Source organism: Dactylosporangium sp. NPDC005572 (assembly GCF_040605515.1).
Taxonomy (GTDB): domain Bacteria; phylum Actinomycetota; class Actinomycetes; order Mycobacteriales; family Micromonosporaceae; genus Dactylosporangium.
Genome location: NZ_JBEXCY010000012.1, coordinates 111,462 through 126,621 on the forward strand (window position 1 = coordinate 111,462; position 15,160 = coordinate 126,621).

The window sequence follows — 15,160 nt, forward strand, 5'->3', positions numbered from 1 at the left end:
GTGTGGCCCGCGCCCTATCCATTTGAGCGCACCCAGCAGTTTCAGGGGCGCTCCCGCGAGAGAGACACCCTGAGCACAACATGACGATCGACAACACCGAGGCCGCCGAGACGGTGGCCCCCCGCGCACCCGTGCGCGCAGACAGCCCGACCTTCGCCGACCTGGGCGCCCGGCCCGAGACCGTGGCGGCCCTGGAGGCGGTCGGCATCACGCGAGCGTTCGCGATCCAGGAGTATGCGGTGCCCATCGCCCTGCGGGGCACCGACCTCATCGGCCAGGCGCCGACCGGCACCGGCAAGACCCTCGGCTTCGGCGTGCCGCTCCTCGACCGGGTCACCGCGCCCGGCGAGGGCGCCGACGGCCTCCCGCAGGCACTCGTCGTGGTGCCGACCCGCGAGCTGGGCCTCCAGGTGGCCCGCGACATCGCCGCCGCCGGCAAGACCCGTGGCGTGCGCGTCCTCCCGCTGTATGGCGGGGTCGCCTACGAGCCGCAGGTCGACGCCCTCCAGAAGGGCGTCGAGATCGTGGTCGGCACGCCCGGCCGCCTCCTCGACCTCTCCAAGAGCAAGCACCTGCGCCTGCACTCGGTGCGCGCGCTGGTGCTCGACGAGGCCGACCGCATGCTCGACCTGGGCTTCCTCGACGACGTGGAGCGCATCCTGACGCTGCTGCCGGAGGACCGGCAGACGATGCTCTTCTCGGCGACGATGCCCGACCCGATCGTGACGCTTGCCCGGCGGTTCCTGCGCCAGCCGATGACGATCCACGCCCACCACGACGCGAGCACCGGCCCGTCGCCGCTGACCAAGCAGTTCGTCTACCGCACGCACCCGCTGAACAAGATCGAGATCGTGGCACGGGTGCTGCAGGCGAACGACCGCGGCCTGACCATGATCTTCTGCCGGACCAAGCGGGCCGCCGACCGCGTCGCCGAGGACCTCGACTTCCGCGGGTTCGCCGCGGCCGCCGTGCACGGCGACCTCGGGCAGGGCGCCCGCGAGCGGGCCCTCCGCGCCTTCCGCGCCGGCAAGATCGACGTGCTGGTGGCCACCGACGTCGCCGCCCGCGGCCTCGACGTCTCGGGCGTCACGCACGTCATCAACTACGACTGCCCCGAGGACCCGGACACCTACACCCACCGCATCGGCCGCACCGGCCGCGCGGGCGCGACGGGCGTCGCCGTGACGTTCGTCGACTGGGAGGACATGCCCCGCTGGCGGATCATCGACAAGAGCCTGGGCATGGACCTGCCGGAGCCCCCGGAGACCTACCACACCTCGGCCCACCTGCTCACCGACATCGACATCCCGGACGGCACGACGGGCTCCCTGCCCACCGCCGACCGCAAGCGGGCCGGCCTGGCGGCCGAGCAGCTCGAAGACGTCGAGGGCAAGCCGCGCGGCCGCACCCGGGGCCGCACCCGCGGCCGCGGCTCGTCCGCCCCGTCCACCGAGACGGAGACGTCGTCGGCCCCGCGCCGCCAGCGTCGCCGCCGTCGGCGGGGCGAGGCGGAGGAGGGCGGCGCCGAGCTGACGGCGCCGACCGAGGCCGGCGAGGTCACCGAGGCCGCCACCGAGAGCGAGCCGCGCCCGGCCCGCACCCGGCGCCGCCGGGTGGTCGAGGCCACCGCCGAGACCACCGACGACGCCACCGTGGTCGTCACCGCCGACCCGGAGGCCGCCGGCGAGGGCGCCCCGCGCGCCCGCACCCGCCGTCGCCGCCGCGGCGGCCGCGGCCGGGGCGGCGCCACCGAGACGGCCGAGTCCACGGAGGACTGAGCACCGCAGCGCGAAAAGGGCGGACGCCGACGCGGCGTCCGCCTTTTTCCTGCCCACGGGCGGGGCGGGCGTCAGGCGGGGACTTCCACCGTGAACTCGGCGCGGTGGACCACCCCGGCGCGCTGGAACTCGAAGTACATGCGGTAGCGGCCCGAGCTCGGAGCCGCGATCCAGAACTTCACCGCGCCGCCCACGAGCTGGTCCTCCGGGTGCACGTGCAGGAAGCCGAGGTCGCCCTCGCGGACGACGACCAGGTGGCCGTACGCGCCCAGGTAGCGCTCCAGGTCGGTGACCGGGGCGCCGTTCGCGAAGACCCGCAGGGACAGCGGCTGGGTCTGGTTGACCTGCGGCGTGCCCTCCAGGCTGACGGTCAGGCCGTCCACCTCCGCCGTGCGGGCCACCGCCGGCAGCGCGACCGGGGCGTAGTTGCCGGGCACGGTCGCGTCCACCGCCAGCGTCAACGGCACCTGCTGGCCGGTCGGGTCGAACGTCACGAAGTCGGCGTACAGCCGGAACACCCCCGGCGACGGCAGCGTCAACGGCACGGTCCAGGTGCCGTCGGGCGACATCGCCGGGTGCAGGTGCTGGAAGCCGCCGAGATCCCGCCGGACCACCACGAAGTGCATCAATTTTTCATGATTGAGCACGTACCGCGTGACGGGCTTGCCGTCGGGGCCGAGCACGCGGAACGCGTACTGCTGCGGTACACCTGCGGCGAAAGCAACGGCGGCCGGGACCAGGGTGAAGCCGCCGGCGCTCAGCGAGACCCCGGACAGGTCGCCGGTCACCGCCCCGCCGTGCGAGTGCGACGGGAGCGCGGTGGCCGGGGCCGCCGGCGGGGCGGCGCCGTCGGACGCGGACGAGCCGGTCGTCCGGGCGATCACGAAGCCCAGCAGCAGCGCGGCCACCAGGCCGGCCGCCACGAGCGGCGCCCTAAATCCCGACAAGCTCGTACCCCGCCTCGTCGACCGCGGTGCGGACCTCGTCCAGCGGCAGCGGCCCGTCGCTGGTGACCATGACGGTGCCGGTCGGCAGCTCGACCCGGACCTCGTGCACTCCCGGAAGCCGGGTCAGCTCCTCCGTCACCGCGCTGATGCAATGGCCGCAGGTCATGCCGTTGACCGTATATGCGGATGTGAAGGACATCGCAACCACCCTTTGCGGGACTTTCGTGACCTTTGTCCAAATTGTAGCGTTGGTGACACGCGGGGTTGAGCACTTACCGGAGGGCGTCATCGAACGGTACAACGCCGTGCGCGACGACCTGCGATCCACCGCCCAGCGGCGCCGACCCGCCCGCCTGGAACGCGGCCGTACGACCGCCCTGAATGCCATCGAGAACCCCAACGGGAACTCGGCGAAGAACGCTTTCACCTGGATAGGTTGCAGCTTCAACAAAGCGTGCGGGAAGCGGAGCCCGGCGCCCGGAAAGCAGCGATCGAATCGCAGGAACGGGCGGCCCTGGATGCCGCGGGGCGCCCTGATGGACGGATATCGTCCGGTATTCGCGGACGACGCCGCCGGGCGGGCCGTGAAATACGCGGACGAGCGGCTCGGAAAGGTGTACCAATGGGGCGCCGACGGACCGGACTCGGACGACTGCACAGGGCTGACCATGGCCGCCTGGAAGGAAGCGGGCGTGGTGCTGCCGCACAACGGTGCGCCTGCTCGCCTATGCACCGATTGTCGGCTATGGCCGGCCGACTATGCGGCTCAGCGACCTTGTTTGTGTCCTAACGGCGGAGGCGTGAGCGTCGGCTTCACGACAGCATGAACCGGACACAGGGAATCTACTGACTCTTCCCTGCGCATCCGCCCCCAGGAGTGCTGTCAATGAGGCGTCCCCGCCGGTCCCGAATAGCTTTCGGCCTCGCGCTCGCGTTGAGCGTGCCGATCACGGCGGCATTCACCGCGCCACCGACCGCGACGGCGGCCACCACGCTACCGACGGGCTTCTCGGAACAGGTCGTCCTTTCCGGCCTCAACCACCCCACCAAACTGGTCTTCTCGCCCGACGGCCGCGTCTTCGTGGCCGAGAAGGGCGGCGCCATCAAGGTGTTCGACAGCCTGTCCGACCCGACGCCGACCGTGTTCGCCGACCTGTCCGGCCGGGTGCACGACAACGAGGACAAGGGCCTGCTCGGGCTGGCGCTGCCGCCGAACTTCCCGTCGAACCCCTCGGTCTACGTCACCTACACGTGGACCCAGCCGATCGGCGGCGGCCTCGACATCGGCGACACCTGCCCGACGCCCGGCACCGGCTGCATCGTGAGCGGCCGGCTGTCCAAGCTGACCGCGAGCGGCAACACGTGGACCGGCACCGAGCAGGTGCTGATCAACGACTGGTGCCAGCAGTTCGAGACGCACAGCGTCGGCGACGTGGCGTTCGGCCCGGACGGCGCGCTGTACGTGAGCGGCGGCGAGGGCGCCAGCCCGGTCTTCACGGACTGGGGGCAGCAGGGCAACCCGGTCAACCCGTGCGGAGACCCGCCGGGCGGGACCGGCGCCGCGCTCAGCCCGCCGACCGCCGAGGGCGGCGCGCTGCGCTCGCAGGACATCCGCACGACCGGGGACCCGGCCGGGCTGAGCGGCACGATCATCCGGATCGACCCGAACACGGGCGCCGCCAAGACCGACAACCCGATGTACAACGCCACCACCGACCCGAACGCGCGCCGGATCGTGGCGTACGGCCTGCGCAACCCGTACCGGTGGACGTTCAAGCCCGGCACCAACGAGATCTGGATCGGCGACGTCGGCTGGCGGACGTGGGAGGAGATCAACCGGCTGCCCAACCCGCTCGCCACGCCGCTGACCAACTTCGGCTGGCCCTGCTTCGAGGGCAACTCGCAGCAGCCCGGGTACCGCGACGCCGGCCTCGCGCTGTGCCAGTCGCTGTACAGCAACAACACCAGCACCGGCCCGGTCTACACCTACGGGCACCACCAGCAGGTCAACGCCAACGACGGCTGCCCGACCGGCGGCTCCAGCCCGACCGGCGTCGCGTTCTACCCGACCTCCGGCGGCAGCTACCCGGCCGCGTACCAGGGCGCGCTGTTCTGGGCCGACTACGCCCGCAACTGCATCTACGCGATGAGGGCGACCAACGGCACGCCCGACCCGGCGAAGATCGACACGTTCGCGCCGGGCGCGGCCGGGCCGGTCGACCTGGAGATCGGGCCCGGCGGCGACCTGTACTACGTCGACATCGACGGCGGCACCGTCCGCCGGATCAATTACAACGCCGGCAACCAGCCGCCGGTGGCCGTCATCGGCGCCGACACGACGAGCGGCGCGCCGCCGCTGGCCGTGCACTTCACCGCGGCCGGGACGAGCGACCCGAACGCGGGCGACGTCCTGACGTACCAGTGGGACTTCACCGGCGACGGCACCTGGGACGCGGTCGGGACGACGGCCTCGTACACCTACACGACGGCCGGCACGTATCAGGCGAAGCTGCGGGTCACCGACGCCGGCGGGCTGTCGGACACCAAGACGCTGCAGATCATGGTGGGCACCAGTGCGCCCGTGCCGGTGATCGACACCCCGGCGGCCGGCCTCACCTGGGCGACCAACGACACGGTGACGTTCACGGGCCACGCGACCGACGCGCAGGACGGCACCATCCCGGCGGCCAACCTGCACTGGCAGCTGATCCTCCAGCACTGCGCCACGCCCGACAACTGCCACCAGCACTACATCACCGAGGTCGACGGGGCCTCCGGGTCGTTCATCGGGCCCGACCACGAGTACCCGTCGTACGTCGAGCTGCGGCTCACCGCGACCGACAGCAGCGGGCTGAGCACCACCGTCACCCGGCGGGTCGACCCGAAGACGGTCAACCTGACGTTCAACTCGGTGCCCGCCGGCCTGAACGTGACGGTCGGGTCGGTCACCGGCGTCACGCCGTTCACCCAGACGGTGATCCAGAAGTCGACGCAGACGGTGTCGGCGCCGACCCCGCAGACGCTCTCGGGCACCTCGTACGCGTTCGACTCGTGGAGCAACGGCGGCGCCGCCACGCAGGTCGTCACGGCGCCGACGACGAACACGACCTACACCGCCAGCTACACCGCGACCGGCGGCGGGACGTGCTCGGACTCGTTCGGCTACGTGTGCACGACGCAGACGAAGACGTTCAACAACGCCGACACGGTGCTGTCCCTGACCGGTGACGAGGGCACGCAGCAGATCACGCTGCCGTTCGCGATCAAGTTGTACGGGCAGAGCTACTCCACCGCCTGGGTCGACACCAACGGCCTGGTCAGTTTCACCAACCCGAACGGCGCGGCCACCTGGCAGAACGGGACGCTGCCCAACTCGGCGGCGCCCAACGCGACCGTCTACGCGTTCCACGACGACCTGGTCGTCGACGCCAACGCGTCGGTGCGGACGACGACGCTCGGCTCCGCCCCGAACCGGCAGTTCGTCATCGAGTGGCGTAACCCGTACATCTACGGCAACACGAGTCGCCGGGTCACCTTCGAGGCGATCCTCTCCGAGAACGGCGACGTGATCACCAACTACTCGAGCCTCGACAACGACTTCGAGAAGGGCAGCTCGGCCACGGTCGGCATCGAGAACGCCGACGGCTCGATCGGCCTGGCGTACTCGGTGAACACGCCCAAGCTGCAGTCCGGCCGGGCGATCGTCTTCACCGCGCCGGGTGGCGGGGGCACCACCGACCCGCCGCCGGCCTCGACCGGCACCATCTCCGGGACCGTCTCCGTCGAGGGCGGCGGTGCGGTCTCCGGCGCCACGGTGACGCTGACGCCCGGCACCGGGTCGACGACGTCCGGGGCCGGCGGGGCGTACGCGTTCAGCGACCTGGCCTACGGCACCTACACCGTCACGGCGACCTACAACGGCCAGTCGACCTCGACGTCCGCGACGCTCAACTCGTCGTCCAAGACGGTGAACCTGACCGTGCCGGCGGCGCCGCCGCCCGTGGAGCCCGGCTCGTACGCGGTCACGACGCTGACCACGCCGTTCGTGGCCGCCGACACGACCGTGCTGCCGCTCACCGGCGACGACAACATCGCGCAGGTGACCCTGCCGGCGCCGGTGAAGCTCTACGGCCAGACGTACTCGACCGCCTGGGTCGACACGAACGGCAAGATCTCGTTCGTGAACCCGGGCACGACGTACGTCGAGCACTCGGCGCTGCCGTCCAGCGCGGTGCCGAACGCCACCGTGTACCCGTTCTGGGACGACCTGGTGGTCGACGGCTCGGCGTCGGTGCGGATGGCCACGGTCGACGGCTCGGTGGTGATCGAATGGCGCAACCCGTACATCTACGGCAACGGGGTGCACAACCGGATCACCTTCTCGGTGGCGTTCGCACCCGACGGCACGATCACGATGTACTACTCCGGCCTGGACAACGACGTGGAGAAGGGCAGCGGGGCGACCGTCGGGGTGGAGAACGCGACCGGTACCGCAGCCGTGCAATACCTGTTCAACCAGGCGCTGCTGGCCTCGGGCAAGGCGGTACGGTTCACGCCTTCCTGATGGGTTTCTGTCGTACCCCGTTGCTAGCGTCGGGGTGTGTTTGAGGAAGCTTCTGCGGTACTGAAGAGGCTCGCTGGTCCTGCCGCCGAGTTGCGGGAGGACCAGTGGGCCGCCATCTCGGCCCTGGTCGGCGACCGACGGCGGGTGCTGTGCGTGCAGCGCACCGGCTGGGGCAAGTCGGCCGTCTACTTCGTGGCCACCGCCCTGCTGCGCGCCCGCGGCGCCGGGCCGACGGTGATCGTGTCGCCGCTGCTCGCCCTCATGCGCAACCAGGTCGACGCCGCGGCCCGGGCCGGGATCAGCGCGCGCACGATCAACTCCGCCAACCTGGAGGAGTGGGACGCGATCACCGGCGAGATCGCGGCGGGCGCGGTCGACGTGCTCCTGGTCAGCCCGGAGCGGCTCAACAACCCCGACTTCCGCGACAACGTGCTGCCCAAGCTGGCCGCCACCACCGGCCTGCTGGTGGTCGACGAGGCGCACTGCGTCTCCGACTGGGGCCACGACTTCCGCCCCGACTACCGGCGGCTGCGCACGCTGCTGCTCGACCTCTCCCCCGGCACGCCGGTGCTCGCGACCACCGCGACCGCCAACGCGCGGGTCACCGCCGACGTGGCCGAGCAGCTCGGCGACGCGCTGGTGCTGCGCGGCTCGCTCGACCGGGAGTCGCTGCGGCTCGGCGCGCTCACCCTGCCCTCGGCCGCGCACCGCCTCGCCTGGCTGGGCGAGCACCTGCGCGACCTGCCCGGCTCCGGGATCATCTACACGCTGACCGTCGCCGGCGCCCACGAGGCGACCGCCTACCTGCGGGCCCAGGGCTACGAGGTGGCGGCCTACTCGGGCCAGTCCGAGGACGCCGACCGCCGCGCCGCCGAGGCCGACCTGGTCGACAACCGGATCAAGGCGCTCGTCGCCACGTCGGCGCTCGGCATGGGCTTCGACAAGCCCGACCTCGGCTTCGTGGTGCACTTGGGCGCGCCGGCGTCGCCGATCGCCTACTACCAGCAGGTCGGCCGGGCCGGGCGGGCCGTCGACCAGGCCGACGTCCTGCTGCTGCCCGGCGCCGAGGACGCCGCCATCTGGCGCTACTTCGCGTCGCTCGCCTTCCCGCCCGAGGGGCAGGTGCGCGAGGTGCTCGACGTCCTGGCCGGCAGCGGCCGGCCGCTGTCGACGGCGGCCCTGGAGCCGCGGGTCGAGCTGCGCCGCAACCGGCTGGAGCTGATGCTCAAGGTCCTCGACGTCGACGGCGCCGTCCGCCGGGTCAAGGGCGGCTGGGAGTCGACCGGCGAGCCGTGGGTGCACGACACCACGCGCTATGCCCGCATCGCCGAGGCCCGGGCCGCCGAGCAGGAGTCCATGCGGCAGTATGCGGCGCTGACGACGTGCCGGATGGAGTACCTCCGGATGCTGCTCGACGATCCGGGCGCCGTCCCCTGCGGGCGCTGCGACACCTGCGCCGGCGCCTGGTATCCGACCTCCGTGTCCGACGAGACGCTGGCCTCGGCCCGGGCCCACCTCGGGCGGGCCGGCGTCGAGATCGCCCCGCGGCGGCTCTGGCCGACCGGGCTGCCGGCCATCGGGGTGCCGCTGTCGGGCAAGATCCCGGCGGGCGAGCAGTTCCTGCCGGGCCGGGCCATCGGGCGGCTCAGCGACCTGGGCTGGGGCGACAAGCTGCGCCGCCTGCTGGCCGCGCCCGACGGGCCGCTCCCCGACGACGTGTTCAACGGCGTGGTCGCCACCCTGGCGGAGTGGGCGAAGGGCGACGACCGCTGGCCCGAGCGGCCGGTCGGCGTCGTCGTGATCGCCTCGCACAGCACGCCCGAGCTGGTCGCCTCGCTGGGCGAGCGGATCGCGGCGGTCGGCCGCCTGCCGCTGCTCGGCACGGTGACCTCCGGCGCCGCGGCCGACGCCGCCTCCCGCACCAACAGCGCCCAGCGGGTCCGGGCCCTGCACTCCACCTTCGCCGTGTCCCCCGGCCTGGCGGATGCGGTCCGCTCGGCCGAAGGCCCGGTGCTGCTCGTGGACGACCTGGTCGACAGCGGCTGGACGATGGCGATCGTGGCCCGGCTGCTGGTCCAGGCCGGCGCCCGCGGGGTGCTGCCGTTCGCGCTGGCCGTGTCGGCCTGACGCCGGCCTTTTACGTCGGACCAGCTGGGACGGCGCCCGAGCGGACGCCGTCCCAGCCTTCATGCGGTCACGCAGGGGCGGTGAAGGTGTAGCTGCCCGAGCCGACGGAGTACGTGCCGCCGCCCATCGGGACCGCCTGGGCCGGGGCCTGGATCGAGCCCGGCTGGGAGGTCGGGACCTTGACCGTGGCGAAGGCGCCCGCGGGCACCGTCACCCGCAGGGTCACGGTGCCGCCCGAGATCGACCAGTCGCTCACCGCCCGGCCGTACGGCGTCTCGTAGGACGACGACGCCGACGTCAGGCCGCCGCCCGGCACCGGGGCGACGAGCAGCGACGCGTAGCCGGGAGACGCCGGGGACAGGCCGCCGACCTGGCGGTACAGGAAGTCGCCCACCGAACCCAGGCCGTAGTGGTTGAAGGAGTTCATGCCCGGGTCGTTGAACGACCCGTCGGTGCGGATGCCGTCCCAGCGCTCCCAGATCGTGGTGGCGCCGCGGCTGTTCATGTAGCCCCAGCCGGGGAAGCCGGGCTGGAGCAGGATCTGGTACGCCGTGGCCGCGTGGCCGTTGGCCGCCAGCACCGGGAGCAGGTTCTCCACGCCCAGGAAGCCGACCGTCAGGTGACCGCCGGCCGCCGCCACCCGGGCGGCCAGCCGGTCGGCCGCCGCCTGCACGCGGTTCGCCGGGAGCAGGCCGAAGGCCAGGGCGAGCACGTAGCCGGTCTGGGTGTTGCCGCTCACCGTGCCGTCCGCCGCGACGAACCGGCTGGTGAACGCGGCGGCGACCTGGTCGGCCAACTGGCCGTACGACGCCGCCTCGCTCGTGCGCCCGGTCGCCGCGGCCATCCGCGACACGAGCCGGGCCGACCAGGCGAAGAAGGCCGTCGAGATGACGTCCTGCGCGGTGTTGTCGTTGACGTTGAGCCAGTCGCCGTACGTCGGCTGGTTGCGGATCAGGTCGGCGCCCGACGTCGAGCGCAGGTAGTCGACCCAGCGGGCCATCGCGGCGAAGTGCTCGTCGACCACCCGGATGTCGCCGTACCGCTGCCACAGCGTGTACGGGACGATGACGCCCGCGTCGCCCCAGCCGGCGGTGCCGGCGCCGCAGCAGACGCCCGGCGCGACGTCGGTGAACGCCCCGTCGGTGCGCTGGGCGTCGACCAGGTCGTCGGTGTACTTGTCGAGGAAGGCCTGCACGTCGACGTTGAACGTCGAGGTACCGGCGAAGATCGCGATGTCACCCGTCCACCCCAGGCGCTCGTCGCGCTGCGGGCAGTCGGTCGGGATGGAGAGCATGTTCGACCGCTCGCCCCACAGGATGTTGTGCTGGAGCTGGTTCACCAGGGCGTTCGAGGTGGTCAGCGTGCCCGACTGGTTGCCGCTCGTCCAGGCCGCGCGGCCGGTGACGGTCGACGCGGTCGGCGTGAAGCCGGCCGGCAGTCCGGTGAGCTCGACGTACCGGTAGCCGTGCACGGTGAACCGCGGCTCGTAGGTCTCGGTGCCGCCGGTGCCGGCGAGCGTGAAACGGTCGGTGGCCTGCGCGCCGCGCAGGTTGGTCGTGTAGATGGTGCCGTTCGGGTTGAGGACCTCGGCGTGGCGGATGGTGACGGTCGTGCCGGCCGGGCCGCTGAGCGCGACGCGGTTCCAGCCGGTGAAGTTCTGGCCGAGGTCGAAGACCCACACGCCGGCCTGCGGCTGCGTCACCGCCACCGGCTGGAACTCCTGCTGCACGGTCACGCCGTTGTCGACCTGGGACACCAGGTTCGGCTTGGCGCCGCTCCTGACCTGGACCGCCGCCCACGACGCGTCGTTGAAGCCGGGCGCGTCCCAGCCGGCGACGGTCAGCCGGGCGTCGTACGTCTCGCCGTTGTAGAGGTCGTCGGCGCGGATCGGGCCGGTCGCGACCTTCCAGCTGTTGTCGGTGCGGACGGTCGTGGTGGTGCCGTCACTGAAGGTGATGAGGAGCACGGCGGAGTACCAGGGTTGGGTACCGTATCGCTGGCTGCCGGCGAAGCCGAGGCTCCCGGAGTACCAGCCGTTCCCCAGCCACGCGCCCAGCGCGTTCTCGCCCTGGCGCAGCTGTCCCGTGACGTCGTAGACCTTGTACTGGAGGCGTTTGGTGTAGTCGGTCCATCCGGGCGCGAGCACGTCGGCGCCGACCTTCGCGCCGTTGAGCCGCGTCTCGTGCAGCCCCAGCGCGGTGGTGAGCAGCCGCGCCGAGGCGACCGGCTTGCTCACCGTGAACGCCTTGCGCACGAGCGGGGCGGCCTTCGCGACCACGACGTTCGAGCCCCAGGGCCCGCTGCCGTAGGTCGCGACGGCGCGCGCCGCCGGCCACGACCCGTCGTTGAAGCCGGGCTGGTTCCAGCCGCCCGGCGCGCTCTGGAACGCCTTCCAGCTCGCGTCGGTGGTGATGGTCGCGGCACCGGCGACGGTCAGCTTGGCGATCATGCCCGCGGGCGACTGCGTGGTGTTGTCGGTGGCGATGGCGATCGTGTTGGTGCCGGCGGTGAGGCGGCCCCGAAGGTCGACGACCGCCGCCTGCTGCCACGACTGGTAGACCCGCGGCGACGAGCTGACCTGCACGCCGTTGACCCACACGTCGGCGCTGTCGTCGCCGGTGACGACCAGCTGGGCGTCGGTCGGCGCGGCGGCCAGGGTGAACGTGCGCCGGAAGTACCGCGTCGAGACCGGCACGCCGGCGGCCGGATCGCCCTCGGGGTACCAGATCCAGGTCGCCCCGGAGAGGTCGGCGCCGGTCGCGGGCTGCCCGACGAAGTCGCCGGTCCACTCCGTCGCCGGTGCGCGCAGGCCCGTCTCGAAGAACTGCGTGGCGCTCCAGGCGCTCGGCCGGCCCTGGGCGTCCCAGACGCGGACGCGCCAGTAGTACCGCTTGAGGCTGACCAGCGCCGGACCGCCGTAGACGACGTCGACCTGCCGGTCCGACGCGACCCGGCCGCTGGACCACACGTCGCCGGCGTTCGCGGTGGTGTTCGAGACGGCGATCTCGTACGCGGCCTGGCGCTGGGTGGTGGCGCCTCCGCTCGCGGCGAGCTTCCAGCCGAAGCGCGGCTGGGCGGCGTCGACGCCGAGCGGGTTGGCCCGGTGCTCGACGGTCGCGCTGCTCACGCTGAGCGGCGACGCGGCGTCGGGGTTGGGCGCGACGACGTCCGAGTTCCAGGGCGAGATGCCGTACGCGCCCGAGTCGCGCGCGGCCGGCCAGCCGCTGTCGCCGAAGCCGGGCTGCTCCCAGCCGGTCGGCACGTTGAGGCCGGCCTTCCAGCCGCCGTCGGTGACGAGGTCGACGGTCCCGCCGGCGGCCACGACCCGCAGCCGGCCGAGCACGCCGGCCGGGCCGGCCGTGGAGTTCCGCGCCGCAACCGCAATCGTGTTGGTACCGCCGACAAGGCCGGCCTGCAGGTCGACGTAGACCGCGTTGTGCCAGGAGTCGGCGACGCGCGGCGAGCCGGCGACGGGCTTGCCGTTGACCCAGACATCGACCGTGTCGTCGCCGGTCAGCACGAGCTGCGCCTCGCTGACGGCGCCGGCGGGGGCAGTGAAGGTCCTGCGGAAGTACCGCACGTCGGCCGGGACCGACGTGCGCGGGTCACCCTCGGGATACCAGATCCAGTGGGCGCCGGCGAGGCTCACCGGCGCGGCGGCGAGGGCCGGCGAGGGCGGGACGACGAGCAGTGCGGCGACGAGGGTACCGACGGTCGCCGCGACGAGCGCACGGCGAGGCTGCAGGGGCATGGCGGTGCTCCTGTTCTGCGGGTATGGACTTGTGAAACGTTTCATTCGGTCGGTGGTTTTAAACGTTTCACAAGATGTCAGTGGGCTCACTGTAGTGAGACGCTGGTCGATGCGCAATCGCTTCGCGGCAATCACCGCCGCTGCGGCCATCCGCCGGGGCGGTCCATGATCGATGGCGAGTTCTGGTCGCTATGACAGCCAGATGTTTCCGTCGATCATGCGGCGATCTGGCCACGTGCACGGCGACGATCCCTGGAGGCAGCAATCGGCTCCGCCGCCTGCCGGAAGGGCCACCGCGAGCCGCGACCGCTCGCCGGCCCCCGATCCCACCGCCCAGCGCCCCGCCCCATCCGACGTCCGCACCACCCCACCCGGCGTCCGCCCGGCCATCGCCCGACCAGCACGCCACCTCAGCCCCGGCGCACCGCCCCTGCCCGGCCGCCGCGCCACCCCAGCATCCCTGGTGCGGTGTCCATGAACGTTGGCCGGATCTGCTGGGTTGCCGGGATGGCCTCGCCGCGCGGCGCGGGGCACCACGCCAGCCCGACCAGCACGCCGGCCACCGCCCCTGCCCCGCCACGGCTCCCGCCCGGCCACCGCGCCACCCCGGCCACCATCCAGCCCATCCACGCCCGCCACCACGCCAGGTCGGCACCCCGGCCCGGCAGGCCAGCGACCCGGCCATCGCCCGGCCACCACGCCGGCCCGGCCCCGGCCGCCGGGCCGGCTTGGGGCGTTCGTGGCGGCTGGGGGGGTGGCCGCTCATGTGTTTCGATGATGTGTCGGTATGTGAAAGTGGAAACTCTCGATGGCTCCGGGGTCTTCTGTCCATCCCTCCGACGCCCTACCGTCACTGTATGGATCTGGAGCTGCGGCACCTGCGGGTCGTGTGCGCGATCGCGGACGCCGGCAGCGTCACCAAGGCCGCTTCGGTGCTTGGACTCGCCCAACCCGCCCTGACGGCGCAGCTGCAGCGGATCGAGCGGGCGCTCGGCGGGCTGCTGTTCGAGCGTGACCGCCGGGGCGCCAGAGCGACGCCGCTGGGCGAGCTGGTGCTCGCGCGGGCCCGGGTGCTGCTGCCGGCCGTGAAGGGGCTGCAGGACGAGGCGACGCGGCTGGCCAGCACGGCGGGGAACGCCGGGCGGTACCGGATCGGGGCCGTCAACGGGCCCATCCTCGGCGGGCTGGTCCATCGGATCACGTCCAACCACCCCGGGGCCCAGGTCAGCACCCATGCCAGCTGGTCCTCGGCCGAGCTCGGCGACCTGGTCCTGTCCGGCAAGCTCGACTTCGTGCTCGTGGGCGCCTGCGGCGACGCGCCGCCGGCGACCGACTCCGGGCTCGCCTGGCGGGTCGTGGCGGCCGACCCCGTGTTCCTGCTGCTGCCCGAGGGGCACCCGCTCGCCGTACGGGACGAGGTGGACCTGGCCGAGCTCGCGGAGGCGCAGTGGGTGGCCGCCCCCGGCGACGGCTGCTTCTCGGCGTGCCACGCGGCGGCCTGCGCGCGGGCCGGGTTCACGCCGAAGGTGCTGTTCGAGACCGAGGTGCGCGGCGCCATCGACCTGATCGAGTCGGGAGACGCGGTCGGGCTGTGCCAGGCGACGCTGCGGCCGATGGCCGGGCTGACGGCGGTGCCGATCGCCGGGGCGCCGCTGCACTGGCGGCAGATGATGGGCTGGCTGCCGGACGGGCCGGCGGCGGACGTGGCCGGTCAGGTGTGGGCCTACGCGATCGAGGCCTACGCGGACGCGGTGCGCAAGAACGAGCGGTACTCGGCCTGGCTCGGGCGCCACCCCGACCGGCGCATGCTGGCGCTCTGAACGCGGACGGGCCCGGCGTGGAGACGCCGGGCCCGCGCGGTGCGCCTAGCCGGTGAAGGTGGCTGTGATCTGGGTGAACTGCCAGTTGTTCTGGGAGATGCCGCTGCAGTTGGAGACCACGCCGCCGCCGGGGCAGGGGCGGTCGCGGTTGACGGACCAGAACGCGAGCCGCG

At 72.6% G+C, this 15,160-nt stretch carries 8 protein-coding genes; 5 read left to right on the forward strand and 3 right to left on the reverse strand.

The genetic code is table 11. From position 1 onward, the window contains the following. Positions 1-80 precede the first annotated feature (80 nt). On the forward strand, positions 81-1,778 hold the full coding sequence (locus tag ABZS66_RS09610; RefSeq protein WP_354756653.1) for a DEAD/DEAH box helicase: 1,698 nt from the start codon (positions 81-83) through the stop codon (positions 1,776-1,778). Positions 1,779-1,849: 71 nt separating this feature from the next. Here the strand turns inward: ABZS66_RS09610 and ABZS66_RS09615 are convergent, their stop codons facing one another. Further along, positions 1,850-2,725, reverse strand: a complete 876-nt coding sequence (locus ABZS66_RS09615; protein WP_354756654.1) for a hypothetical protein — start codon at positions 2,723-2,725, stop codon at positions 1,850-1,852. Further along, positions 2,712-2,924, reverse strand: a complete 213-nt coding sequence (locus ABZS66_RS09620; protein WP_354756655.1) for a heavy-metal-associated domain-containing protein — start codon at positions 2,922-2,924, stop codon at positions 2,712-2,714. Before ABZS66_RS09620 ends, ABZS66_RS09615 begins: the two co-directional genes overlap by 14 nt. Here ABZS66_RS09620 and ABZS66_RS09625 point away from each other — a divergent pair. Genes ABZS66_RS09625 through ABZS66_RS09635 form a run of 3 tightly spaced genes read left to right on the forward strand, consistent with a single transcriptional unit; the run spans position 2,914 to position 9,416 of the window. Continuing rightward, the gene (locus tag ABZS66_RS09625; RefSeq protein ID WP_354756656.1) at positions 2,914-3,552 is read left to right on the forward strand and encodes a hypothetical protein; all 639 of its coding nucleotides are present in this window, start codon (positions 2,914-2,916) and stop codon (positions 3,550-3,552) included. The two genes, ABZS66_RS09620 and ABZS66_RS09625, sit on opposite strands and share 11 nt — an antisense overlap. Positions 3,553-3,611: 59 nt before the next feature. Further along, the gene (locus tag ABZS66_RS09630) at positions 3,612-7,289 is read left to right on the forward strand and encodes a PQQ-dependent sugar dehydrogenase (RefSeq protein WP_354756657.1); all 3,678 of its coding nucleotides are present in this window, start codon (positions 3,612-3,614) and stop codon (positions 7,287-7,289) included. A gap of 36 nt (positions 7,290-7,325) precedes the next feature. Further along, positions 7,326-9,416 carry a DEAD/DEAH box helicase gene (locus tag ABZS66_RS09635; protein WP_354756658.1) on the forward strand — a complete coding sequence of 697 codons (2,091 nt, stop codon included), beginning with the start codon at positions 7,326-7,328 and terminating at the stop codon, positions 9,414-9,416. A gap of 67 nt (positions 9,417-9,483) precedes the next feature. On the opposite strand, the gene ABZS66_RS09640 is transcribed toward ABZS66_RS09635, so the two are convergent. Next, positions 9,484-13,167, reverse strand: coding sequence for a family 78 glycoside hydrolase catalytic domain (locus ABZS66_RS09640; RefSeq protein ID WP_354756659.1), 3,684 nt, complete (start codon positions 13,165-13,167; stop codon positions 9,484-9,486). A gap of 857 nt (positions 13,168-14,024) precedes the next feature. On the opposite strand from ABZS66_RS09640, the gene ABZS66_RS09645 reads away from it, so the two are divergent. Then, positions 14,025-14,987, forward strand: coding sequence for a LysR family transcriptional regulator (locus tag ABZS66_RS09645; RefSeq protein WP_354756660.1), 963 nt, complete (start codon positions 14,025-14,027; stop codon positions 14,985-14,987). The last annotated feature ends 173 nt before the right edge of the window (positions 14,988-15,160 follow it).